Below are 23,102 nucleotides of genomic sequence, written 5' to 3'. Positions count from 1 at the left end.
CAAGGCAAAGGTGGGAGCGCATGCGGCTGATATGCCCGAATTGCGACGCGACCTACGAGGTACCCGATAGCGTAATTCCGGCCGAAGGCCGCGAAGTGCAGTGCTCGAATTGCGGCAACGCATGGTTTTTCCATCCCAACTCCGCGTCTCACGAACCAGAGGCCGAGCCCGCACCGGAGCCTCCCAAGGTGCCCGTGCCGTCGCCGGAGCCGAGCCCGGCCACGATGGCCGAGCCGGAGCAGGCGGAGGCCTCCGCCGACCTTTCGGATCGCACGGATGTGGCAGAGGATGAAGATGCCGAAGAGGCAGCAACCGATGCGCCCGTGACCGCCCCGCGCCGGCGCCCGCTTGAAAGCACCGTCGCCGATGTGCTCCGCGAGGAGGCCGAGTTCGAGGCCAAGGCCCGCGCGGAAGAAGAGGCGCTCGAATACCAAGACGACCTGCCGCTCGCCACGCCGCCATCCACGCCGCCCGCTTCGATCGACAAGGAAGCGGTCGCCGCCGCCGTGGCGGGATCCCGCAGGGATCTTCTCCCGGATATCGACGAGATCAATTCTACGCTCCGCGCAACGTCCGAGCGCAAGGAAACGGGCGCGCCTCCGGTCGACGAGGCCGTGCAAGCGCAGCGGCATCGCCGCGGTTTCCGGGTGGGCTTCGGGTTGGCTTGCATTCTCTTGGCCCTGATGGCCGGTCTCTACTCCTATGCCGACATGGTCGCCGCGCAGGTGCCTGCGCTTGAGGGCGTGCTGGCGGGCTACGTGGACGTGCTCACGGGCTGGAGGCTTTGGCTGCAGGATTCCGTGGCGCGCCTCGCCGCGCGGATCGAGACCTAGAGCTTCACTGCTAGAAACGGTCGAGAAGCCGGCGGAGGTAGTCCAGCTCCGCTTCCGGGCGTTCGGCTTCTGACGACCGGCGCCGCAGTTCATCGAGAAGCTCCTCGGCGCGGCGGTTCTCGTTCAATTCACCAAGCAATTGCTCGTCAGAGCCAAGCTCTCCGCGCTGGCCCGGTTCCCGGCCGAGCGGATCGCGCTGCTGGGGGTTGGCATTGCCGGCTTGCTGGTTTTGCTGGCCTTGCCCCGGCTGTTGTTCGCCCTGTTGCTGCTGCATCTGTTCGGCAAGGTTTTGCATCCCGTCGCGGAGGGCATCCATGGCCTCGGCCTGGTCGTCGATGGCCTCGGCCAGGTCATCGCGGCGCAGCGCATCTTCGGCGTCATCCATTGCCCGGCCCGCCCGGTCGAGGGCTTCACGCGTCGCGTCGCCTTCCGGCGTGCCCGCGCCGGGCAGGCTACCCCGTTGGCGGTCGAGCTCTTGGCGGAGCGCTTGCTGGCGATCCGCGAGCCCCTGGCGCAGGTCACCGGGGTCCTGGCCCTGTCCGCCCTGGCCTTGCTGGTTCTGCGCCTGACCCTGACCCTGGCCCTGCTGCTGCTGGCCTTGCTGACCACCGGGCTGTTGGCCCTGCTGCTGCCCGGGTTGCTGACCTTGTTGCTGGCCCTGCTGTTGGCCCTGCTGCTGACCGGGCTGTTGGCCCTGTTGCTGCTGCTGACCCTGTTGTTGCCCCTGCTGCTGGCCTTGCTGACCGTCCTGGTTGAACTGTTCCTGGAGGTCGCGGAAGGCTTCATCGGAGAGCCCCTGCTGCTCGCGCAGCATGTCAGCCATGCCTTCCATGGCCTGTTGGCCCTCGGATTGCTGGCCGTCGCCCTGCTGGCCCTGGGTGACCTGCATGTTCTCCATCATCTGTTGCAGTTGCTGGAGCAGCTCCTCGGCCTCGGCCATGCGGCCTTCTTCCATCAGGCGCTGGATCTCGTCGAGCATGTCCTGCAGGTCCTGCTGGGTCATCTCCTGCATGTTCTCAGGGTTTTGCGGCTGGCTTTGCTGCCCCTCGGGCTGGCTCTCTGCGAGCTGCTGCATGAAATCCTGCATGGCCTCGCGCAGCTCTTGCATGAGTTCTGCGATTTCCTCGTCGCTCGCGCCGTTCTCGATGGCCTCCTGCAGCCGCTCCTGCGCGCGTTCAAGCCGCTCGCGCGCGTCGTTGAGGTCTCCCTCCTCGAGCTGGATGGCGAGATCCCAGAGCACCTGGGCGATCTCGGCCTGCTGTTCGTCGGTGATGTCGTACTCGGAGAGCGTTTCGATCCGGCGCATGACCGCCTCGAGGCGCAGCCGCGTCGTCTCCTGCCGGAAGAGATCGTCCGCGTCATAGGTCAGCGTTCGGAGGATCTGCGCAATGCGGGCGGCGTTGTCGCGGTTCCATAGGAGATCGCGACGCTGTTCGATGACGGCCTTGGCCATGGGATCGAAGAACCGGCGGCCGGGCAGGATCATGTTGCGATCGTCCGAGCGGCCCACCTGCTCGAGCTCGTCGATGACCTCGAGGTTCAAGGAGACCGGCAGGTTCGCCCATGGGTGAAGCGAAAGGTCCTCGGTCAAGACCTCGGAGAAGGCAGAGCGGTCGCCTGCGATCGTCATGGGCAGCTGAAGAACGAGCGTGTCCCGGGGCTCCGGCGCGATGCTGAGGCCGTGTCGCCGGTCCACGGCATCGAGGCGCAGCTCGAAGAAGGCCGAGCCCGCGACGACGGCGTAGTCATCCCGCGCTTGGAAGCCCTGTTCGAGGACCGCCCGGCGTTCGGACGGGTCCCGGTCGGACAGCCCTTCTGCGAAATCCACCGTCGGGGCGCGATCGGCGCGGATGGCAACGGCCCAGGTGCGACCTCCATCGCCGGTGACGCTGAGCGTGCCTTCCTGATCGATGTCGAAGCTCTGCACGGGATCAGTGCCGAGGCCCGTCGCGCCGGTGTCAGTTTCGGGGTCGACGGTGCGGGCGGAGACGGTCTCTTCGATGCCGAGCGCGCCGACCTCGCCGTAAAGGCGCAGCGTGACATTGGCGCCCTCGGGGACTTCGAGGGCCGGGTCTGTCACGTCCGGGAGATAGATCGTCGGGAGCCCGGTATAGCGTGGCGGCTCCACCCAGCCCTCCCAGGAGGGGCCGAGAGATGCCTGGGCCGCGCCCGGTGCGAGGTCTCCCACGTCACCCAGCCGCAGGATCGACCCGAAAAGAAGACCGACGACGAGGATGAGGACCGCCACGTAGCGCAAGGCGTAGGGATCCCTGTTCGACACTTCCAGACCGGGCTTCACGGCCGTCGCTTGCGCGGCGCGGTCTGTCATCCGTTGACGGTGGGCAGCCCAGACGCCTTCGGCGGCATCGTCGCCGCCCCCGATGGCCAGTACATCCTTGAGAGTGCTGATGGGCCTGCCCGGGAGGGAAGCGTCAAGTCGCCCTTCCGCCTCCAGGCGGCCGGGCCAGCGAAACCGCCGGAGACCCAAGACGACCGATGCGAGGATCGCGAGACCCGCCACGGCGATAACGGCCCATGCCACCTCGACCGCCCAATCCCACGGGAAGCCCAGCATGAGCGCGCCCAGGGAGATGAAGACTATGGACCAGAGCGGCCAGAAGCACTGGGTCACACGCTCCGCCACCATGCCGACGCGGGTCCAGCCGATGGCTCGGCGTGCGCGGTGTGGCAGATCGGTGGGCTCGTTCATCGCGGGCTCTCCGCTCCGGTGCGGAGCAACGGCATCATAGCCAAGAGGGAATGGTATCGCGATTGATGATGTCGTCAAAGGTGGGACGCGGGCGAATAACCGCGAATTGATCCCCGCGCACGAGGACTTCCGGAATAAGCGGGCGGGTGTTGTACTCACTGGACATGACCGCCCCGTAGGCGCCGGCGGACCGGAAGGCCACGAGCGCGCCGGGCGCCACGCGCGGCATGGCGCGAGCCTTTGCAAAGGTATCCCCGGATTCGCAGACCGGCCCGACGATGTCATAGGTCGCGGGCTCGATCCCGGGGGCGGGCTCCGTGACAGGCACGATGTCGTGGTAGGCGCCGTACATGGCTGGCCGGATGAGATCGTTCATGGCCGCGTCGAGGATGAGAAACTGCCGGTCCTCGCCCTCTTTGACGTAGATCACTCCGGCCACCAGAATGCCTGCATTGCCGGAAATGAGCCGACCGGGCTCGATCTCGATCTCGCAGCCGAGATGGCCCACTTCCTCTTGGATCAGTTTTCCGTATTCGAGCGGCACGGGCGGCGCAGAGTTGTCCCGGGCGTAGGGAATGCCGAGACCACCCCCAAGATCGAGGCGCGTGATCTCGTGACCATCGGCGCGCAGGGTCTCGGTGAGGTCGGCCACCTTCCGGTAAGCAGTGCGAAACGGCGCGAGCTCGGTGAGCTGGGAGCCAATGTGCACGTCGATCCCGATCACCTTGATGCCGGGGAGCTTGGCGGCCGCCGCATAGACCTCGCGGGCCCGCGCGATGGGGATACCGAACTTGTCCCCCTTGCGGCCGGTGGCGATCTTGTCGTTGGTCTTGGCGTCCACGTCCGGATTCACCCGAATGGTGATCGGCGCGGTCTGCCCAAGGCTTTCAGCCACCTCTGAGAGCGCGGTGAGTTCGGGCTCGCTTTCCACGTTGAATTGCCGGACCCCGCCCTCCAGCGCCAGGCGCATCTCGTCCCGTGTCTTGCCCACGCCGGAAAACACGATCCGGTCCCCGGGGATGCCTGCGGCGCGGGCGCGCGCGTATTCGCCGCCCGAGACGACATCCATGCCGGCCCCGGCGTCGCCGAGAAGCTTGAGGATCGCCTGGTTTGACGCGCTCTTCATGGCAAAGCAGACAAGGTGCCCGGGCGTCGACCAGCTCAGCGCGTCATTGAAGAGGTGGTAGTGCCTCAGGAGCGTGGCGCTTGAATAGACATAAAACGGCGTCCCGACCTCGGCGGCGATGTCGGCTATGGGCACGTCCTCGGCGAAGAGGGCGCCATCTCTATAGAGAAAATGGTCCATCAGGGGCGCTTATGGCAGAGCCGTGCCGCGGGCAAGATTTGGGCCGCCCTTTTTGACAGCGGCCCACCCGCCCACCCCCGCCGCCAAAAAGGGCGGGTCCCCCCCAGCGCGCTTTGCTCTCCCGCCTCTAACTGCTGATGAGCTCAGCCTGTTTCACGATGACCTCGGCCTGTTTGATCGAGGCGATATCGACGAGACGCCCCTTGTAGACCGTCGCGCCCGCGCCGGAGGCCTTGGCGTCCTCCATTGCGGCGAGGATTTCCTTGGCTTCCGTAATGGCGGCCTCTGAGGGGGTGAAGACCTCGTTGGCGAGCGCCACCTGCTTGGGGTGAATGGCCCACTTGCCCACCATCCCGAGCGTCGCCGATCGCAGCGCTTGCGCGCGGAAGCCGTCTTCGTCGGAAAAATCTCCGAAGGGCCCATCGACGGGGAGCACCCCATGGGTCCGACAAGCGGCGACGATGGAGGCCTGCGCCCAATGCCATGGGTCGGACCAGTGCTTTTGGCCGTCGTGGAGCATGTAGTAGTTTTCCTGCGTGCCGCCGATGCCCGTCGTGGCCATGCCCATGGAGGCCGCGAAATCGGCCGCGCCGAGGCTCATGGCCTCGAGCCGAGGGCTGGCTGCGGCGATCTCTTCCACATGCGCGATGCCCGCGGCGCTCTCGATGATGACCTCGAAGGCGAGCCGTTTTCCGCGCCCCTTGGCAGCCTCCACCGCGCTCACGAGCGCATCGACAGCGTAGAGATCGGCGCCGTTGCCCACCTTTGGGATCATGATGCGGTCCAGCCGCTCGGAGGCCTGTTCGAGCAGGTCCACCACGTCGCGATACCAGAAGGGCGAGTCGAGGCTGTTGATGCGCACGCTGAGCGTCTTTTTTCCCCAGTCGATGTCGCCGATGGCGGCGATGACGTTCTTGCGGGCCGTTTCCTTGTCATCGGGGGCGACGCTGTCTTCCAGGTCCAGGTTGATGACGTCCGCCGCGCTCCCTGCCATCTTCTCGAAAAGGGCGGGCCTCGAGCCGGGGCCGAAGAGCTGGCAGCGGTTTGGTCGCGCCGGGGGAGCGGGTTGCAGGCGGAAAGACATGGGTGGCCTCGCAATATCGTGTCGTAGATCCTGCTCTGCGCGATATGATCTTGCGGGCGCTCTTGCAAGGCACTTTCTGCATTGCAGCGTCCGCGATCGAGGCCAGCCGTCGGCACGGGAATTGCCCGCCATATCCTCGTTCGCGAAATTGATCACGCTCGGCATGGTCCGGATCAGGGCTGTGAAGTGTCGGAAAAGGCGCGCGTTTCTCGGAGGCCCGTCATAAGCTCAGCGCAAGACTGGAGCCCGCGATGATTCCCACGCCATATCTACTCTTCCTCGGTGATGCGCCCGATCAGCTCGCGGCAAAGGTCGCCCAGGGCATCAAGGATTGGCGTCCAGAACACTGCGTGGGGCAGCTTCGCATGGCAGGGTGCGAAGCCGATGTCGGGCTCCGCGATGTGACCCTCGAGGAGGCGTATGAGGCCGGCGCGCGGACTCTCGTGATCGGAGTGGCCAACAGGGGCGGCGTCATCTCCGAAGCATGGAAGGGCGTCATCCAACGGGCCATCTCGCTGGGCTATGACGTGGCATCTGGCCTCCACAGTCTTCTGCGCGACGAGGGCGATCTCGTGACCGCGGCGGCCAAGGCGGGGCGACAGCTTCATGACGTGCGGATCCCATCCGTCGCCTATCCCATTGCCAACGGGGTGAAGCGCCGGGGCAAACGTATGCTCGCAGTGGGCACCGATTGCTCGGTGGGCAAAATGTATACCGGCCTCGCCGTGGACCGGGAGATGCGCGCGCGCGGGCTCAAGAGCACCTTCGCGCCCACGGGCCAGACCGGCATCCTGATCACCGGGCGCGGCGTGCCGCTTGATGCGGTGATCGCGGATTTCATGGCAGGCGCCATCGAATGGCTGACCCCCGACAGCGCGCCAGACCACTGGGACCTCATCGAAGGCCAGGGGTCGCTTTTCCACGTCTCCTATTCCGGGGTGACGATGGCGCTGATCCATGGCGGGCAGCCCGATGCGCTCGTGCTGTGTCACGAGCCCACGCGGGCCCATATGCGCGGCCTGCCGGGATACGGATTGCCGAGCCTCGAGGCCTTGCGGGACACGGCGCTCCCCCTCGCACGGGTGGCAAATCCGGGCTGCGAGGTCATCGGGGTCTCCATCAACACGCAGCATATGGGCGACGACGAGGCTTCGGACTACTGCCGGGACGTCGAGGCGCGGATGGGATTGCCCACCGTGGACCCGTTCCGTCACGGGAGCGGGCGTCTCGTCGATGCACTGGAAGCGATTTGACCGCAGCGCGCCGCTCGGAACTGTCCCACAAGGGATCGCTCGCATGATTGAGGTCTCGAAGGAGAGTTTCCCGCTCGCAGAGGTTTTCACGATCTCCCGTGGCTCGAAGTCGGCGGCGGACGTGATCACTGTGAGGGTCACGCGCGATGGCAAGACGGGCCAGGGTGAAAGCGTGCCCTATGCGCGGTATGGCGAAACGATGGACAGCGTGGCCGCGCAGATCGCCGCTTTGCCAAGAGACATCACGCGGACAGCGCTCCAGGAGGAAATGGCCTCCGGGGCCGCGCGCAACGCCGTTGATTGCGCGCTTTGGGACCTAGAGGCGAAACTAGCTGGAGCGCGCGCATGGGATGTCGCGGGGCTCGCGCCGCCTCTCCCGGTCCAAACCGCTTTCACGCTGTCGCTCGGCGACGCGGAAGAGATGGAGGCTGCTGCGCGGAAGGCGGCGCACCGCCCCTTGCTCAAGATCAAGCTCGGCACCGAGGACGACATGCCGCGCCTCGAAGCGGTGCGACGCGGCGCACCGGAGGCGGCCATCATCGTCGATGCCAACGAAGGGTGGAGTGCGGCGCTCTACGCCGAGCTCGCGCCGCACATGGTCCGGCTCGGGGTGAGGCTCGTGGAGCAGCCCCTCCCCGCCGGCGAGGATGAAGCCCTGGCCGGCATGGCGCGACCGCTCCCGATCTGCGCGGATGAGAGCTGCCATGATCGTGCGTCCCTCGCGGCGCTCGGGGGGCGCTATGACATGGTCAACATCAAGCTCGACAAGACTGGTGGCCTGACGGAAGCGCTGGCATTGCGATCGGCGGCGCGGCGCGCTGGCTTCGAGGTGATGGTTGGCTGCATGGTCGGGTCGTCGCTGTCGATGGCGCCAGCGGTGCTCTTGGCACAGGAGGCTGCCACAGTGGATCTCGATGGTCCGCTGCTCCTCGCGTCGGATCGTGACGCGGCGCTCCTCTACGATCATGAGGGCGTGCATCCGCCTGCTCCTGCGCTGTGGGGGTAGCTTCCTCGCGCCATGGTCGGCCCCGAGACAGCAAGGGTTTTTCGAAAACCCTTGAGAAAATCCTTCGAAAGGATTTTGTCGCCTTGAGCCGCCGCCGCGACGCCATGGAGGCTTGAGGCGCGCCGGGAAATACCGCACCACGCGCCTCGGAGTGAATGAGGGGGATGCCCATGTCTCGCACGGTCTTTGTCAACGGAGCCTTCTTGCCGGAGGAGGAGGCGACGGTATCGGTCTTCGATCGCGGGTTCCTCTTTGCGGACGGCGTCTACGAAGTGACCTCCGTGCTCGGCGGAAAGCTCATCGATTTCGAGGGGCACGCCCTGCGTCTCGAGCGGTCCCTCGCCGAACTCGGCATGGACATGCCCATGGATGCGGAGACACTGCTCGACGTGCATCGCGAGCTCGTCCGTCGGAACGAGATCGATGAAGGCCTCGTCTACCTGCAGGTCACCCGGGGCGCCGCGGATCGCGACTTTGCCTATCCCCCGGCGGACACGCCCCAAACCGTGGTTCTCTTCACGCAGGCTAAGCCCGGGCTGGCCAAGGCACCGGCCGCCGAGACGGGCATCCGCGTCATCTCCATCGAGGATCAGCGCTGGGGCCGTCGCGACATCAAGACGGTACAGCTCCTCTATCCCTCCATGGGCAAGATGATGGCCAAGGCCGCGGGCGCCGATGACGCCTGGATGGTGCAGGAGGGCGCTGTCACGGAAGGCACGTCCAACAACGCCTACATCGTCAAAGGCAACAAGATCATCACGCGCCACCTGTCCAACGACATTCTCCACGGGATCACCCGTGCGGCGGTGCTCAGGTTTGCGCGGGAGGCCCAGATGACCGTGGAAGAACGCGCCTTCACCATCGAAGAGGCGCAGGGCGCGGACGAGGCCTTCGTCACCTCGGCCTCCACCTTCGTCATGCCCGTCGTCGAGATCGACGGTGCACCCGTGGGTGAAGGGAAGCCGGGCCGGATCGCGCGCCGGTTGCGCGAGATCTATCTCGACGAGAGCCTCAAAGCGGCCGTCTGACAAAACCCAAAGGTGCGCGAAAGCCACAGTCGCCGGGCCGCCGTGGCCCGAGACTTGCTACAATGATGTCAGTGCAGCGAAGATGTCTGTGCTGCTTTATTGATGTTGAGGGTTACACGCGTGCGCAAGGCCTTGGGGGGCGTAGTGCTTCTGGCCGGCATTGCCGGATTGGGCTGGTGGGCCAGCAATAGTGCTGGTCCGCGCCTCGAGGCAGCGGTTGATGCCTCGGCGAAGGCCGTCCTCATGCCGTCCATACACGGTGCCAGCGTGCACGCATCGGGCCGGGATGTGATCCTTTCCGGACTTGTGGATAGCCAGGCCGAACGCGAGGCGCTTCTGGAGAGCCTCGAGGCAACACAGGGATACCGCGCGATCCAAGATGACACGACACTCCTGCCGGTGGCTTCGCCATTCGAATTCAGGTCGGTCCATGCGGGCGGCAGGGTTGTGAGCGTGTCTGGTCATGTACCGACGGAGCAGGCGCGGCGGCGGCTGGAGCCCGTGCTCGGCGACGCGGCGGACGCGCTGCTGCTCGCGTCCGGCGCACCGGATGGATGGCTCGCGGCCGTCAATGCGAGCCTGAAGGCCTCCCAATCGCTGAAAGAGACGCGGACTCATCTTTCTGACAACGAGCTCGCGCTCCAGGGATTGGCGGCCCGCCCCGGCAACCATCGCGCCGCGATGGCCGCGCTTGGAAAGGTGCCGGAAAACTACACGCAGGATGTGGCGATAGACCTCGAAGACGATGGCACGCCCTTCACCCTGACGGTGACCTACGAGCGCGGCGTGACCGCACGCGCGGCAGGCAAGCTGCCGGCCTCGATGTCGCGGCGTGCCCTTGCGCCCCTAGGCCCCGATCTCTTGGCAGATGCGCTCTTCACGGCGCGCATCAATAGCGAAAGCGGCCTCTGGCGGGACGCGGCGCAGGCGGCCATCGCAGCGCTTGCAGCGCTGGAGACCGGGGAACTCCGCATCATCGCACGCGCGGGGACGATCGTCGGCGCGGGGACACGGGCAGATCTCGTGGCCGCGGAGAGTGCACTTGCCGATCTTCCGAGTGGCTTTGCTATCTCCATGGAACTGAGCCTCGTCGACGACGGCCGCCCGATCGCGCTTTCGGGCTCCAAGGATGGCGATGGCCTGAGGCTGTCCGGGAAGCTGCCTTTCGGCGCGACGGCATTCGGGCTCGGCCTTCCTGTTCTGCCCTCGGGCATCGATGTCGCCGAGATCGACGCCACTGACGGCGCGTTTCTCGCGCTTGCCGCGACCGGGATCTCGGCGCTCGCGGAGCTTGAGACGGGCTCACTGATCGTGAAGGACGGCGTCTCCGCACGTCTGGCCCTCGAGGGAGAGGTGCGCGTGCCGGGGGAGGCTGAGGCCATCGCCGAGCGTCTCGCAGGCGCCGCCGGCGAGGTGTCCCTTAATCTCAGGCCGCGCGATGACGGGCGTCCGCTTTCACTCGAGGCCACGCGTACGGCTGACGGCACGGAGCTGCGCGGCAAGTTGCCCGCCGACACGGTGCTTGATCTTGGGCCCGGGGTGTCGATCGCGGGCATCGAGCTCGGCCCCCGGAATTTCGATGCGGCGGCCGAGGCCGGCCTTGCCGCGCTTGCGCTTCTCGATGACGGGAGCCTGAGCCTCGATGGCACGCGTCTCACGCTGCGCGGCCAAGCCACGCGCAGCCGCATCCGGGCCGCGCTGGCGGCTCTGGAGGCCCTGCCAGAGGAGTTCGAAGCATCCACTGAGCTTTCGCCGCGGGATGACGGTCTGCCCTTGGGCTTCACCGCTGAAAAGGCGGGAGACACCGTCACGCTGATTGGGAAGATGCCTTTTGGAACGGAGCCGTCCGCGCTTGGCCTCGACGCGTTCGAGGAGGCCATGATCGTTTCCGAGGTCGATGCGAATGCACCGTCCTTCCTCGGTGTATCGCAAGCGGGCCTGCGAGCGCTCGCGGCCCTGCGCAACGGGCGGCTGTTCGTGGCCGACGCGGACGAGGAGGGGGCCCCGGCGCGGCTTCGCATCGAAGGCGCGGTGACACGGTCCGAGCTTGATGCCGTCAACGCGGCGCTGGGCGAGCTTCCCGCCGGCGTGGCGCCGGTCATCGACGTGGTCTTCGCAGATGACGGGACGCCGCTCAGGGTCATTGCCGCGTTCGATGGAGCAGAGCTCTCCGTCGCGGGCAAGCTGCCCTTCGGGACGGCGCCGGAGGATCTCGGTCTCGAGACCTTCGGGGCAGAGGTCGAGGTGGCCGAGATACCCGCGCGCGCCTCCGATTTCCGGTCCACGGTGGTGCGCGGGCTCGCGGCGCTTGCGCTTCTGGAGCGTGGGGAGCTCGAAGTGATGGACGCCGCCGAGGTAGAAGGTCGGGCGTCCCTAGTGCTCCGGGGGGTGGCTTTGACACCGGACAGGTTGGACGCCGCGCTGGACGCCGCCGAGCTCGAAGCGGCCGACATCACCGTTCTCGATGATGGAACGCCCCCGTCTTTCACGCTCAGCTACACCGCCGCGGAGGGCGCGACGCTGGCGGGTAAGCTGCCGATGGGGCTCTCTACACGCGGCGTGGCCGAGGCGCTCGGGCTGCCGATGCTTGCCAGCCAAGCGGTCGAAGGGCTTGTCGGCGATGCGAGTGTCTTCGATGTGAGTAGCGTGCGACCCTGGCTTCCGGCCTTGGCGGCGCTTGAGCTTCGCGTGGGGGCCGACGGTCTCGACAGCATCGAAATCACGCCCGAACCGGGCGTGGACGCCGAGCTCCTCCTGCAGGGCATGGGCGACGCGTTCGCCGTGCCCATTCGCCTTGCGGCTTCCGAGATGCCGATGCCCAACTCCGAGCGGACACACGCGCTCACCGGGCGCATCGAGCGCTTTAGCGGCGGAGCGTGGCTCCCGCTCCAGGCCTTCGAGCCCTCGTTCGAACGTTGCGATGCAGAGAGCGCGGAGCGGCTTGCAGAGGCGGAGCTCGAATTCCTCGAGGATTCCGCGCGGCTTTCGTTGCGTGCCGCGCGCGAGCTGAATGCCCTCGCCGGGATCATCGCCCATTGCCACGCGGCGCTCCCGGAGCTGCGCATTGCCGTGTCGGCGCCCTATGCCGGGCGCGAAGTGTCTGCGGAGACCGCCGATCTTTCGCAAGCACGCGCAGAGGCGCTGATCGCCGCGCTCATACTCAGAGGGGTCGACGAGGACGCGCTCAGCGCGCAACCGGCGAGCAAGCTCGCCAAGAACGCCATATCCGACGAAGCGCAGCCCCGGGATCGCGTCACCCTCACCTGGTCGCAGCCATAGAAAGGAAAGAGCATGTTTCAGAACTGGGGATTTCTCTTGGCCGAGATGTGGTTCCTCCTCGCGCTGGCCTCCCTCCTGGGTGTCACGGCGGGCTGGCTGATCTTTGGCCCGGGTGAACGCTCCGGCGCGACACGCTCGGAGGAGGTCAATGCGCTCATCGCGGACCTGGACAGGTCCCGCGCGATGCACAGTGACAAGGATGACCGGATCCGCGCCCTCGGCGCGGAGATCGACGCGCTGAGGGCCTCCGCGGCGCCGGCCGAGTTGCAACCTGAGATCAACTCGAAGCCCGAACTCCTGACCGCTCCGCGCGCCGAAGGGCCCGATGATCTCACCCGGATCCGCGGAGTGGGCCCCAAGCTCGCGGAGGCCTGCCACGAGCTCGGTGTGTATCACCTCGATCAGATTGCATCCTGGACGGAGGAGGAAATGGCCTGGATCGAAGACCGGCTGGATAGGGTCAATGGGCGCGTCATTCGAGACGCATGGGTCGCGCAGGCGCGTGATCTCCTGAAAGCAAAAGCGGCCTGATCGCGGCGTTCGGGACGCAAGGCCCCGCGAGCGCTAGACCCGTACTGACGCAGCGGACAACTGCGCCGGCGTCACCCCCGCGACCCGCGCGATGGTGATCGGCGTGTCCTCCGCATTGGTGAGCTGCACGAGCGTAGCGTCGCCTTCGGCCACGAAGCTCAGCGTCCCGGGCGAGGTTGGCGCGACGAGGTCTTCAACCACGAGCGAGTCGTCCACGGGATCGAAATCCGAGATGAAGACGACCGCGGCTGGATTAGTGAGGGTGTCGACGCGGATATACACCTCGTCCTCGCCCGTGCCCGTGGTGACCTGGTCACCGAAATCGACCGTGATGAAGTCGTCGCCAGCGCCGCCGAAGATCGTATCCGGTTCGCGGTCGGTCTCCGGGTCGATATCGGAGAATGCGAAGGGATCGCCCGCGGCATAGATCTCGTCGTTGCCAAACCCGCCATCGATGAAGTCCGAGCCGATGCCATCTACGATCGTGTCAGCACCCTGCCGTCCAAAGACCCGATCATCCCCGCCGTCGAATTCTGGATCGCCGGAAATGTAGAAGTCGTTGCCGCCCCCGAGGTCGACGCGATCGTTGAAGAGACCACCGACCACGCTGTCGCTTCCCTCGCCGGTGGAGATCGAGTTTCCGAGCCCTTCATTGTCGACGAAATCGTCGCCGTCGCCCGTGATGATCGGGCCGAAGAGGAATTCCTCGATGTCGAAGTCATCGTCGACTTCCTCGACGAGGACCGCGCCGAGATCGATACTCGTGCTGCCCTCGATCCGGGCCACTTCAGCGTCGCCGACAAAGATCGAGAGCGTGTCAGCATCGCTGTCATAGGATTGGTCGAGGGGGCCGTTGAGCGACTCGGTGACAGTGATTAAAAGCTCTTCGACAGGCTCGGTGATCAGGACGGGCTCAGCCCCTTCCTGCGAGTAGAGGATGCCGAAGAGGTCATCTCCTTCGCCGCCATCCAGGGTATCGCCGTCATCTCCAAGGATGGAATCGTTGCCAAAACCACCCGCGAGGCGATCAGGCTCACCGAGCACCGCGTCCGTGCCGACGATGAAGTCGTTTCCGGTGTCACCCGCAAGAAAGTTCGAGCCACTGAAATCCACGAGTAGGTCGTCGCCGGCCTGGCCGCGAATGGTATCGTCCCCGGCATCGTCAACGGGGCTGAAGCCGCGAGTTACATCGTCGCCATCACCGAGGGCGCGGAACGAGCCGCTCTCCTCTTCCGTCTCGTCGTCGTCATCGTCACCGCCGCCGAAAGCAAGGGCAGACAAGCCGCCGAGCAAAAGCAAAGAAATCAGAAAGGTTTCCGGACCCATAACGCCCCCCTACACATACACCCCACGCCAGCTATGCAGGGCGAGGTCGACGTGTCAAATGCCATGAAATTGTCACATTCCATCAGGAAACGATGATCGAATGCGCGCGAGATTGTTGCGTGTATTGCGGATGTTTCGCGCGCGTTGGCCGCGAACACCTCGGATGATGCCACCCGCGCCGCGTCCACCCCGCCCTGATAGCAAGAATCTCGGTCAAGACCCGCACTAGAGGCTTTCGCCGCGCCGGGTGTTGTCGCTGCCACCGATGGGCAAAAGCAATGCCGCCGCACCCACGAACACGATCAGGAGACCGATGCCCACATGCTTGGCGGCATAGAGCAGCGTGCCGCTCGGGATCGCATCGGCAAAGCTCGGAGCCGCATCCGAGACGGAAACCTCAAGCCGAGCGCCCGTCGGCGTGTCGTGAAACATGTCGTAGCCGACCGGCGCCAGCGCCGTGCGCAGCTCCCCGTCGCGCATGTAGCTGACGTTCAGATGGTAGGAATTGAAGTAGGTCCGGACCGACCGCACGCGCGTGCCGTTCACGCTCATGCTTTCGGTGCGCGCGCCCGTGCGGCGTGTCGGCCGCTCGATCTCTTTGCCGGTGACCTCCGCAAGGACCTGCGTGTCGCTCGAGCGGATGGCCAGCCCGTCGGAGGCGGGCCCGATCTGCTCGGCGATATGGATGCCACCGACGAATGCCAGGAGCAGGCAGAAACCCATGGAAAGGATGTTGTGATCGCGCATGGAGCCCCCCGTTTCGAGGATTACCTATGCGACGAACATGGCCGAATTCTTGCCGCCCCGTGGCCGTTTCTGGCCGGGAGAGACGTGCCTACCCGGCCTTGTGGCCCTCGTCAAAAGCGGCTTTCGCCTCCGCGCTCGCGTCGGTCTGGAAGCGGGCCTTCCATTCGGAGAAGGGCATCCCGTAAAAGGCCTCGCGCCCCTCGTCCTTCGACATCTCGATCCCGCGCTCGTTCGCGGCCTCTTGATACCAGCGCGAGAGGCAGTTCCGGCAGAAGCCGGTGAGGTTCATCATGTCGATGTTCTGCACGTCCCGGCGCTCCTCCATGAGGTGCTGGCGGAGGCGGCGGAAAGCGGCGGCTTCGAGCTCGATACGGGTCTGATCATCCATGGCTGAGATGTTGGGGATCGCGGGCGCCGGGTCAAGGCATGGCGCGCTAGGCGGGCAGCGTGCCGAGCGCGGTCCGCAGCGCGTGGGCGAGCTTATCTGCCCAGGTTCGCTGTCCCTGCGGCGTGGGGATGACATCGTTTCTCAGCTCGATGAGCGCGTTGAGCCGCCCATGCCGGAGCGCGTGCGTGTCGACGGTGTCTCCCGGCAGATCCCCGCCATAGGGCTCGTTGATGCCCACGGGCGCCTCCGTCTGCCCCTCGAGCGCGGCGATGAGCGGGTCGCTCAGGCGACGGTCATGGGCGAAGAGGACCCCCACTTCCCAAGGGCGCATAGGCCTGCCGCGCAGCTGGGGCGTGAAGGAATGGATGGAGACGAGAATGGCGTCGGAGCGGGCGCCGAGGACGTCCGCAAGGGCGCCGTGATAGGGCCGGTGGAACGCGCTCAGACGGTCCTCGCGATCTGCCTGGGAGAGACGCCGATTTCCCGGAATGATCGAGCCATCGTAGAGCTGCATGACGAGCGTCGGGTCGTCTGCGCCCCTGTTTGGATCGATGACGAGGCGCGAGAAGTTCGAGCTCACGACGGGGGCATCGAGGGCCGCCCCGAGCGCCAGGGACGTGCCGAGGGCGCCGGGGTCGTAGGCGATGTGGCGCGCCATGTCCTCGTCGGGGAGCCCGAGCGGCCCCACCTCCGGCGGAACACGGTTCGTGGCGTGGTCGCACGCGATCACCCAGCGCCCCTTGCGCTCGGCTCCGGCGATGAAAAACGGGGCATCGTCTGGGCTGGGGCTACTCATCGCCCCGCTCTTAGGGCACAGTCGCGACAAAGGGAAACCGTCTCCGAGCAGACCCTTGCATGGGGACTTGCGTTAGCGGTAACGCACCCCAGACACATCCGGCTTGGCCGGCACGCACGTACCTGAAGGACCAAAGCATGAGACGCCTGCGCAACGTCAAGATCGTGGCCACACTGGGCCCGGCCTCCAGCGATTACGAGACCATCCGCGCGCTCCATGAAATCGGCGCCGATGTCTTCCGTCTCAATATGAGCCATGGCAGCCATGACGAGATCGCCGAGCGCCACAGCATCATCCGCAAGATCGAGAAGGACGTGGGCAAACCCATCGCCATCCTCGCCGATCTGCAGGGGCCGAAGCTGCGCGTGGGCGTGTTCAAGAAGGGCGAGGAGGAGCTCGTTGAGGGCAACACCTTCCGCATGGATCTCGACCCCGCGGAGGGCGACGTGAACCGTGTGGAGCTGCCCCATCCCGAGATCTTCCAGGCGCTTGAGGCGGGCAAGACCCTGCTCGTCAATGACGGCAAGATCCGCCTCAAGGTGGATGCCTGCGGCTCGGATTTCGCCGATTGCACGGTGGTCACGGGGGGCACGATCTCCAATCGCAAAGGGGTGAACGTGCCCGACGTGGTGCTGCCGCTGAAGGCCCTGAGCGAGAAAGACCGTTCCGATCTGGAGTTCGTCTGCCAGCTTGGCGTCGACTGGCTCGCGCTCAGTTTCGTGCAGCGCCCGGAGGACGTCTACGAGGCCAAGGCGCTTGCCAATGGGCGCGCCAAGGTCCTGTCAAAGATCGAAAAACCCTCCGCCGTCGACTCCTTCGACGACATCCTGAAAGTGTCCGACGGGATCATGGTGGCGCGCGGGGATCTGGGGGTGGAACTGCCCGTGCAGGCCGTCCCGCCAATCCAGAAAAGGCTGACGCGGAAGTGCCGCGCTGTGGCCAAACCGGTCATCGTGGCCACGCAGATGCTCGAATCGATGATCGAGAGCCCGATGCCCACCCGCGCGGAGGTCTCCGACGTGGCCGCGGCGATCTACGAGGGCGCAGACGCTGTGATGCTTTCGGCCGAGAGCGCGGCGGGCGCCTACCCGCGCGAGGCGGTGCGCACGATGAACAACGTCGCCGAAGAGGTCGAGCGCGATCCAACCTACGCCGAGATCATGGCCGCGTCCCGCACGGTCAGCCGCGACTCCATCGCCGACGGGATCACGGTGGCCGCCCGCGAGATCGCGGAGGCGACCGAAATCAAGGCGATCTGCTGCTTCACGCAATCGGGCACGACCGCCTCGCTGGCGGCGCGGGAGCGGCCCATGGTGCCGATCATCGCGCTCACGAGCGTGCTCGAAACCGCGCGCATGCTCTCTCTCACATGGGGGACGTATTGCGTCGTCGTGGACGAGGTGGAGCGCTTCAAGGGGGCCGTCGTGGCCGCCGTCCGCGCCGCGCGCTCGGGCGGGTTCGCGGAGGCTTCCGACCAGATCGTCGTTACCGCGGGCGTCCCCTTCAACCAGGCGGGCACCACCAACATCCTGCGCGTGGCGCCTTGCGAGGAGCGTCTCATCTTCCGCTCGGAGCCCGAATAGCCGGGCAGGCTCTCTTCTGGTGCACTGGCGCTTGCCTCTCCGAAGACCCTGCTGACCCGACGCGCCTCGGGCCTGCCGCAACCCGAGCATTAGGCGCGCCGGTCTTTCACTCGCGGTTTGCGCAGACTTACGTGCCTCAGGACGGTAATCTGTGCGCGCGGCGCGCCAGCCGTGCGCCGCGCGCTATGTCTCGAGCGATGCACCAAGACGCATTGGAGGGCCGTCTCCCATGTCGGTAGCCACAATCCTCGGCAATCGCAATTTTGCGGGGCTCATCGCCGCCAACACGGTGCTGGGCGCAGCCTTCCCGATCCAGCTCGTGCTCGGCGGCCTCGCCGGGCTTCTCCTTGCGCCCGATCCCCTGCTCGCCACGTTGCCTGCTTCGCTGCAGACGCTGGCCGGCCTTCTCGCAGCCGCGCCCATCTCGCTGCTCATGGGGCGGCTGGGGCGGCGGGCCGGGTTCGCGCTGGGCGCGGGACTCACGCTCATCGGGGCGGTGGTGGCGCTGCAGGCCCTCTATGCAGGGAGCTTCGTCCTCCTTTGCGCCGCGCATCTCTCTTTCGGCGCGGGCTGGGCTGCGTTCCAGTTCTTCCGCTTCGCGGCCGCCGAGGTCGTGGCGCAGGAATGGCGGCCGGTGGCGATCTCCCTCATGTTAAGCTCGCTTCTCGTGGCCGCGCTCGTGGGGCCACAGGTCTTCATCGGGGCGCGCGATCTCCTGGCCCCGATCCCCTTTGCCGGGGCCTACGCGGCAGTGGGGGTCATCGCCATCCTGGGCGTGCTGCCGCTCGCGATCGTCCGCATGCCGCGCCCGCCGCGCCCGGCCCGCACGGGCGGCCGCTTTGCCGCCCTCACCGCGCTGCGCCGGCCCCCGGTCCGGCGCGCGGTCTCCGTCGCGGCGCTCTCGCAGGGGGTCATGGTCTTTCTCATGGTGCCCACCCCCATCGCCATCCTCGCTTGCGGCTTCAGCGAGGACATGGCGAGCGACGTCATCCGCTGGCACATCGTGGCGATGTTCGCGCCGAGCTTCTTCACCGGCTTTCTCATCAAGCGCTACGGCGCAGAGCGGATCGCGGCGGCAGGGCTCGTGCTGCTCATCGCCGCGGCGGGCGGCGCGGCGCACGGGATCACCGCGCTCCATTTCTACGGCGCGCTCATCGTCCTCGGCGTGGGCTGGAATTTCGGGTTCATCTCCGCGACCTCCCTGCTCGAGGCCGCCATCACCGAGGAGGAGAAGGCCGCCGTTCAGGGGGCCAATGACACCGTGATCGCGCTCGTGGCCACGCTCGCGGCCTTTGCCTCGGGCCTCGTGCTCTCGAGCTTCGGCTGGGCCGTGCTGGCGCTCCTGTCCGGCGGGATCGTGCTTCTCGTTCTGGGTGTCCTCGTGACCCGGCGCACTGGGGCCGCGCGGGCCTGAGGGAGCGCCGGGCGCAAAGGCCTTGCACCGCCTCGCGCGCCCGCCTATACGCCCACCTCGTCAGCGCGGATGGCCCGATGGCATTGCCTTCCCGCGTGGTTCTCGAACGATAGGAGATGAAAATGCCTAAGATGAAGACGAAGTCTTCTGCCAAGAAGCGATTCAAGGTCACGGGCACAGGCAAGGTTGTCGCCGCCCAGGCTGGTAAGCGCCACGGCATGATCAAGCGCACCAACAAGTTTATCCGGACAGCCCGCGGCACCACCGTGCTCAGCGAACCGGATCAGAAGATCGTCAAGGGCTACATGCCCTACGACCGCTAAGAGAGGAGCTTGAGACATGTCCCGCGTTAAAGGTGGTACGACCACGCACGCCCGTCACAAGAAGGTCGTCAAGGCGGCCAAAGGCTATTACTCGCGCCGCAAGAACGTCTTCAAGACGGCCAAGCAGGCGGTCGACAAGGCCAATCAGTACGCGACCCGCGACCGCAAGAACCGCAAGCGTCAGTTCCGCGCGCTCTGGATCCAGCGGATCAACGCCGCTGTCCGCTCCCATGACGAGAGCCTGACCTATTCTCGCTTCATCAACGGCCTCTCGAAGGCCGGGATCGAGGTGGACCGGAAAGTGCTCGCCGATCTCGCAGTGCACGAGCCCGAGGCGTTCGGCGCCATCGTGGATCAGGCGAAAGGCGCGCTCGCCGCTTAAGGCCTGGGCCCCATGGCAATTGATCGAAGCCGCGTCTCCGGGCGCGGCTTTTTTCGTGTCAGGGGGTGAGGTCGGCGATGATTTCTGCGAGATGCATCCCGATCAGACGCGACCCTTCCGGCGAGGGGTGCACCCGGTCTGGATCGTAGTGGGCCGGATCGCCCGCATCGATCACATCGCCCATATCCGCAAGGATAAGATCGTCCTCCCGCGCGGCCAGCATATCGAGGCGCGCGTCGAGGACGGCGAATTCGTCAGCACAGGCCGCGAAGGGCCCGCCGCCCACCGGCACGTCGTAGTAGCGCGCCCAGAGGAGCCAGGCCCCGCGGCCGCGCACCTCCTCGAGGAAGTCCGGGATCGCGCCGAGCCGCGCTTCGGGTCCGATGAGGGCGTCGAGCGTCTCTTCGCAAGCGGCGCAGTCGCACCGCGCGGCGAGGTCGTTGGCACCACCTGTAACCACGACCCAGTCGTGACGGCCCCCGGGCAGCTGCGCGCGGATATCCATGGGCCCCACAAGAAGCCGGAGCTGGTGCGCGAACTGCGCGCCGCTCACGGAGACGTCGGCCACGGGCTGGCCCAGCGCCTCCTCCATGACCCGGGCCACCGAGCGTGCCCCGTTCCAGGCCATGACGCTGTCACCGAGCACGGTGATCCGCGCCTCTTCGGCGGCCGTGCCAGACCCCAAGAGCGCCAATAGAGTGAGCGGTATCCATCGCATGGTGCGAAAGTGCTGCATGGCCCCCGCGTGAGCAAGTCCCCTTGCTTCTTTGTGCATCGTACCTCGGGGGGAGCGCAGCGGGGGGCTGGCCCCCTCCCTTGTCAGCCCAGCCGCGCCGCGCTATCGCAGCGCGCGATCCCAAGGAGTGTCCCATGGAAGACCTGCGCGCCAAGTACATCGATCTCATCAAGGACGTGGCCGACGAGGCCGCGCTCGAGGAGGTGCGCGTCCGGGCCGTGGGCAAGAAAGGCGAGATCAGCCTGAAGATGCGCGAGCTGGGCAAGATGACGCCCGAGGAGCGGCAGGTGGCAGGCCCCGCGCTCAATGCCCTGAAGGACGAGATCAACAGCGCGCTTGCCGCGCGCAAGGCCGCGCTGGCCGATGCCGCGCTCGAAGAACGGCTCGCGGGCGAGTGGCTCGACGTGACACTGCCCGGCCGCCGTCGCCCGGCGGGGACGATCCACCCGGTCAGCCAGGTCTGGGAGGAGCTCACGGCGATCTTCGCGTCGCTCGGTTTCTCGGTGGCCGAGGGCCCGCAGATCGAGAGCGACTGGTACAATTTCGACGCGCTCAACATCCCGGGCCACCACCCGGCGCGCGCGGAGATGGACACTTTCTACATGGCGCGCGAGCCGGGCGACAATCGCCCGCCCCACGTGCTGCGCACCCATACTTCGCCCGTCCAGATCCGCTCCATGGAGGCGCAGGGCGCGCCGATCCGGATCATCGCGCCGGGGCGGGTCTACCGCTCGGATTACGACCAGACGCACACGCCCATGTTTCACCAGGTGGAGGGGCTCGCGATCGACCGCGACATTTCCATGGCGCATCTCAAGTGGACGCTCGAGGAGTTCTGCCGGACGTTCTTCGAGGTCGATGACGTGGAGCTCCGCTTCCGCGCCTCGCACTTCCCGTTCACGGAGCCTTCGGCAGAGGTCGATATTCGCTGCTCGTGGCAGGATGGGACGCTCAAGATCGGCGAGGGCGATGATTGGCTGGAAATCCTGGGCTCTGGCATGGTGCACCCGAAGGTGCTGGAGAACGGCGGGATCGACCCGGCCGAGTGGCAGGGCTTTGCCTTCGGCATGGGGATCGACCGGATCGCGATGCTGAAATACGGCATCCCTGACCTGCGCGCCTTCTTCGACAGCGATCTGCGCTGGCTCCGGCACTACGGCTTTGCCGCGCTTGACCAGCCCAATCTCGCCGCGGGGCTCAGCCGCTAGTGCCGCTCTGGCGGCGGGTTCTGCCCTTTCTCGCGGTGGCGGTGGCGGTCTTCGTCATCGGCGGGCACATTCTGCTCTGGCTCTCGGAGGCTCCTCGGGAGGTGAAGCTGCGCCTCACGCTGCTCAATGCGGCGGGCTGGGCGGTGGTCATCCTGCCCGCCTTCGGCGTGTCACTCTGGCTCAAGGCGAAGACGCGCGAGAGCGAGCGCGATTAACCGCGGCTTAATGCGGCGCGGGCTATGGCTCCCGCAGATCGCAAGGGGCCCCGAGTGTACATCGAAGACGAGCGCGAAACCGCCATCAAGCAGCTGCGCCGCGGCCGCGGGCTCGCCGTGAATGCCGGGGCCATTGGCATCACGCTGGCGACCGCCACCGACCCCGCCGAGCGCAGGGAAATGGCGGCTTATCTCACGGATTTCACGGCCCGCTTCACGGAGGTGATCGCCGCCATCAAGGATATGCCGCTCGTGCGCGAGGCGGCGAAGGCAGACCCGGCCAAGGAGGCCGCGCTCGAAGAGATCGAGGGCTTCGCGCGGGAGATCGCGTCCGTCGATCCCGCGGAAACCTACGGCGCGCTGTCGCGCGATGCCGCGAGCCTCCTGACGACGCGGGCGCGCACGGCCACGCTTCCGGCTTTCTATTTGTTCATCCGGGCCTTCGAGGCCGCGCGGGAGGAGGCGGGCCGGGAGCGCGCTCGGCATCTCGAGGCGCAGACCGCGCAATTGGAAAAGATGTTCGCGGAGGTGGAGGATATCGGGCGCATGATCCACCTCATCTCACTCAATGCGAGCGTGGAGGCGGCGCGTGCGGGCGGCGAAAGCGGGCGGAGCTTCAAGGTCATCGCCGACGAGATCCGGAGCCTCGCGGCCAAGAGCGCGGGGCTCATCGACACGACCCGCGCAGCGCTGAGCGATCCGGCCGGGGCCGTCCGCGTGGGCGCAGTGCGCGCGGGCGGACATGGCGCAGGCCGTATTGGCGCAGGCGGCTTCGGGGCGGGCCGCTACGGCGCGGGGCATGTGGGGGCAGGTGCCGGGACGGAGAGGCGCACGGGAAATAGCGGCGCGCGCCAGGGTTGACGCCGCGGGTCCCGAGCGAAGGGCAGGCCTCCTCCCATGCGTCGAGCGGCGCAGGGGCGGTCCAGCCGCTCTGCGCGCCCTTTCCCCCCGCGC

General features: G+C 66.7%; 21 protein-coding genes. 13 read left to right on the top strand and 8 right to left on the bottom strand.

Annotated elements, in window-relative coordinates; all coding sequences use genetic code 11:
• The first annotated feature begins 20 nt into the window (after positions 1-20).
• Positions 21-833: a zinc-ribbon domain-containing protein gene (locus AAFM92_11550; protein ID MEL7301009.1), complete on the top strand. Its 813-nt coding sequence runs from the start codon at positions 21-23 to the stop codon at positions 831-833.
• 10 nt (positions 834-843) lie between these two features.
• On the opposite strand, the gene AAFM92_11545 is transcribed toward AAFM92_11550, so the two are convergent.
• The 3 genes from AAFM92_11545 to AAFM92_11535 form a co-directional block, all read right to left on the bottom strand.
• Entirely contained in the window at positions 844-3,543 is a 2,700-nt protein-coding gene (locus AAFM92_11545) for a DUF4175 domain-containing protein (protein MEL7301008.1), read from the bottom strand.
• A 34-nt stretch (positions 3,544-3,577) separates the two neighbouring features.
• Positions 3,578-4,849, bottom strand: coding sequence for a diaminopimelate decarboxylase (lysA, locus tag AAFM92_11540; protein MEL7301007.1), 1,272 nt, complete (start codon positions 4,847-4,849; stop codon positions 3,578-3,580).
• Positions 4,850-4,976: 127 nt separating this feature from the next.
• Positions 4,977-5,933, bottom strand: coding sequence for an L-malyl-CoA/beta-methylmalyl-CoA lyase (locus AAFM92_11535; protein MEL7301006.1), 957 nt, complete (start codon positions 5,931-5,933; stop codon positions 4,977-4,979).
• 251 nt (positions 5,934-6,184) lie between these two features.
• Here AAFM92_11535 and dgcN point away from each other — a divergent pair, with 251 nt between their 5' ends.
• From dgcN to AAFM92_11510, 5 genes are all read left to right on the top strand, one after another.
• On the top strand, positions 6,185-7,186 hold the full coding sequence (gene dgcN, locus AAFM92_11530) for an N-acetyltransferase DgcN (GenBank protein ID MEL7301005.1): 1,002 nt from the start codon (positions 6,185-6,187) through the stop codon (positions 7,184-7,186).
• Between the two features lie 43 nt (positions 7,187-7,229).
• Positions 7,230-8,192 carry an N-acetyl-D-Glu racemase DgcA gene (gene dgcA, locus AAFM92_11525; GenBank protein ID MEL7301004.1) on the top strand — a complete coding sequence of 321 codons (963 nt, stop codon included), beginning with the start codon at positions 7,230-7,232 and terminating at the stop codon, positions 8,190-8,192.
• A gap of 170 nt (positions 8,193-8,362) precedes the next feature.
• Positions 8,363-9,220, top strand: coding sequence for a D-amino-acid transaminase (locus AAFM92_11520; GenBank protein ID MEL7301003.1), 858 nt, complete (start codon positions 8,363-8,365; stop codon positions 9,218-9,220).
• Positions 9,221-9,463: 243 nt separating this feature from the next.
• Positions 9,464-12,499, top strand: coding sequence for a hypothetical protein (locus AAFM92_11515; protein ID MEL7301002.1), 3,036 nt, complete (start codon positions 9,464-9,466; stop codon positions 12,497-12,499).
• 12 nt (positions 12,500-12,511) lie between these two features.
• Entirely contained in the window at positions 12,512-13,030 is a 519-nt protein-coding gene (locus AAFM92_11510; protein MEL7301001.1) for a hypothetical protein, read from the top strand.
• Positions 13,031-13,063: 33 nt separating this feature from the next.
• On the opposite strand, the gene AAFM92_11505 is transcribed toward AAFM92_11510, so the two are convergent.
• The 4 genes from AAFM92_11505 to AAFM92_11490 all read right to left on the bottom strand — a co-directional run bounded on the left by AAFM92_11505 (position 13,064) and on the right by AAFM92_11490 (position 16,287).
• Positions 13,064-14,311, bottom strand: a complete 1,248-nt coding sequence (locus tag AAFM92_11505) for a hypothetical protein (protein MEL7301000.1) — start codon at positions 14,309-14,311, stop codon at positions 13,064-13,066.
• Positions 14,312-14,581: 270 nt separating this feature from the next.
• Positions 14,582-15,103 (bottom strand): hypothetical protein, encoded by a 522-nt coding sequence (locus AAFM92_11500; protein ID MEL7300999.1) that lies wholly within the window; start codon positions 15,101-15,103, stop codon positions 14,582-14,584.
• Positions 15,104-15,191: 88 nt separating this feature from the next.
• Entirely contained in the window at positions 15,192-15,491 is a 300-nt protein-coding gene (locus AAFM92_11495) for a DUF1244 domain-containing protein (protein MEL7300998.1), read from the bottom strand.
• 46 nt (positions 15,492-15,537) lie between these two features.
• Positions 15,538-16,287: an N-formylglutamate amidohydrolase gene (locus AAFM92_11490; protein ID MEL7300997.1), complete on the bottom strand. Its 750-nt coding sequence runs from the start codon at positions 16,285-16,287 to the stop codon at positions 15,538-15,540.
• Positions 16,288-16,424: 137 nt separating this feature from the next.
• On the opposite strand from AAFM92_11490, the gene pyk reads away from it, so the two are divergent.
• The 4 genes from pyk (at position 16,425) to rplT (ending at position 19,989) form a co-directional block, all read left to right on the top strand.
• Complete coding sequence (pyk, locus tag AAFM92_11485; GenBank protein MEL7300996.1) at positions 16,425-17,870, top strand: pyruvate kinase; 1,446 nt, start codon at positions 16,425-16,427, stop codon at positions 17,868-17,870.
• 229 nt (positions 17,871-18,099) lie between these two features.
• On the top strand, positions 18,100-19,284 hold the full coding sequence (locus tag AAFM92_11480) for an MFS transporter (GenBank protein ID MEL7300995.1): 1,185 nt from the start codon (positions 18,100-18,102) through the stop codon (positions 19,282-19,284).
• A gap of 122 nt (positions 19,285-19,406) precedes the next feature.
• On the top strand, positions 19,407-19,607 hold the full coding sequence (gene rpmI / locus AAFM92_11475; protein ID MEL7300994.1) for a 50S ribosomal protein L35: 201 nt from the start codon (positions 19,407-19,409) through the stop codon (positions 19,605-19,607).
• Positions 19,608-19,623: 16 nt separating this feature from the next.
• The gene (gene rplT / locus AAFM92_11470) at positions 19,624-19,989 is read left to right on the top strand and encodes a 50S ribosomal protein L20 (protein MEL7300993.1); all 366 of its coding nucleotides are present in this window, start codon (positions 19,624-19,626) and stop codon (positions 19,987-19,989) included.
• A 58-nt stretch (positions 19,990-20,047) separates the two neighbouring features.
• Here rplT and AAFM92_11465 read toward each other — a convergent pair whose 3' ends face one another.
• Positions 20,048-20,707 carry an SGNH/GDSL hydrolase family protein gene (locus tag AAFM92_11465; protein ID MEL7300992.1) on the bottom strand — a complete coding sequence of 220 codons (660 nt, stop codon included), beginning with the start codon at positions 20,705-20,707 and terminating at the stop codon, positions 20,048-20,050.
• Positions 20,708-20,859: 152 nt separating this feature from the next.
• Here AAFM92_11465 and pheS point away from each other — a divergent pair, with 152 nt between their 5' ends.
• From pheS to AAFM92_11450, 3 genes are read left to right on the top strand one after another with little or no spacing between them, the layout of a single operon-like run.
• Complete coding sequence (gene pheS, locus AAFM92_11460) at positions 20,860-21,933, top strand: phenylalanine--tRNA ligase subunit alpha (protein MEL7300991.1); 1,074 nt, start codon at positions 20,860-20,862, stop codon at positions 21,931-21,933.
• Complete coding sequence (locus AAFM92_11455) at positions 21,933-22,148, top strand: phenylalanyl-tRNA synthetase subunit beta (protein ID MEL7300990.1); 216 nt, start codon at positions 21,933-21,935, stop codon at positions 22,146-22,148. Before pheS ends, AAFM92_11455 begins: the two co-directional genes overlap by 1 nt.
• A 54-nt stretch (positions 22,149-22,202) precedes the next feature.
• Positions 22,203-23,009, top strand: coding sequence for a methyl-accepting chemotaxis protein (locus tag AAFM92_11450; GenBank protein ID MEL7300989.1), 807 nt, complete (start codon positions 22,203-22,205; stop codon positions 23,007-23,009).
• The last annotated feature ends 93 nt before the right edge of the window (positions 23,010-23,102 follow it).

The organism is Pseudomonadota bacterium (genome assembly GCA_038533575.1).
Taxonomy (GTDB): Bacteria; Pseudomonadota; Alphaproteobacteria; order Rhodobacterales; family Rhodobacteraceae; genus Shimia_B.
The sequence above is the reverse complement of the archived record's forward strand: the minus strand, read 5'-3'. Positions and strand labels throughout refer to the sequence as shown.

What these genes read in the sequence shown, in the direction of transcription:
- AAFM92_11550 (MEL7301009.1), top strand. Translation starts at nt 21, where the DNA reads ATGCGGCTGATATGCCCGAATTGCGACGCGACCTACGAGGTACCCGAT.
- AAFM92_11545 (MEL7301008.1), bottom strand. Translation starts at nt 3,543, where the DNA reads ATGAACGAGCCCACCGATCTGCCACACCGCGCACGCCGAGCCATCGGC.
- lysA (MEL7301007.1), bottom strand. Translation starts at nt 4,849, where the DNA reads ATGGACCATTTTCTCTATAGAGATGGCGCCCTCTTCGCCGAGGACGTG.
- AAFM92_11535 (MEL7301006.1), bottom strand. Translation starts at nt 5,933, where the DNA reads ATGTCTTTCCGCCTGCAACCCGCTCCCCCGGCGCGACCAAACCGCTGC.
- dgcN (MEL7301005.1), top strand. Translation starts at nt 6,185, where the DNA reads ATGATTCCCACGCCATATCTACTCTTCCTCGGTGATGCGCCCGATCAG.
- dgcA (MEL7301004.1), top strand. Translation starts at nt 7,230, where the DNA reads ATGATTGAGGTCTCGAAGGAGAGTTTCCCGCTCGCAGAGGTTTTCACG.
- AAFM92_11520 (MEL7301003.1), top strand. Translation starts at nt 8,363, where the DNA reads ATGTCTCGCACGGTCTTTGTCAACGGAGCCTTCTTGCCGGAGGAGGAG.
- AAFM92_11515 (MEL7301002.1), top strand. Translation starts at nt 9,464, where the DNA reads ATGCCGTCCATACACGGTGCCAGCGTGCACGCATCGGGCCGGGATGTG.
- AAFM92_11510 (MEL7301001.1), top strand. Translation starts at nt 12,512, where the DNA reads ATGTTTCAGAACTGGGGATTTCTCTTGGCCGAGATGTGGTTCCTCCTC.
- AAFM92_11500 (MEL7300999.1), bottom strand. Translation starts at nt 15,103, where the DNA reads ATGCGCGATCACAACATCCTTTCCATGGGTTTCTGCCTGCTCCTGGCA.
- AAFM92_11495 (MEL7300998.1), bottom strand. Translation starts at nt 15,491, where the DNA reads ATGGATGATCAGACCCGTATCGAGCTCGAAGCCGCCGCTTTCCGCCGC.
- AAFM92_11490 (MEL7300997.1), bottom strand. Translation starts at nt 16,287, where the DNA reads ATGAGTAGCCCCAGCCCAGACGATGCCCCGTTTTTCATCGCCGGAGCC.
- pyk (MEL7300996.1), top strand. Translation starts at nt 16,425, where the DNA reads ATGAGACGCCTGCGCAACGTCAAGATCGTGGCCACACTGGGCCCGGCC.
- AAFM92_11480 (MEL7300995.1), top strand. Translation starts at nt 18,100, where the DNA reads ATGTCGGTAGCCACAATCCTCGGCAATCGCAATTTTGCGGGGCTCATC.
- rpmI (MEL7300994.1), top strand. Translation starts at nt 19,407, where the DNA reads ATGCCTAAGATGAAGACGAAGTCTTCTGCCAAGAAGCGATTCAAGGTC.
- rplT (MEL7300993.1), top strand. Translation starts at nt 19,624, where the DNA reads ATGTCCCGCGTTAAAGGTGGTACGACCACGCACGCCCGTCACAAGAAG.
- AAFM92_11465 (MEL7300992.1), bottom strand. Translation starts at nt 20,707, where the DNA reads ATGCGATGGATACCGCTCACTCTATTGGCGCTCTTGGGGTCTGGCACG.
- pheS (MEL7300991.1), top strand. Translation starts at nt 20,860, where the DNA reads ATGGAAGACCTGCGCGCCAAGTACATCGATCTCATCAAGGACGTGGCC.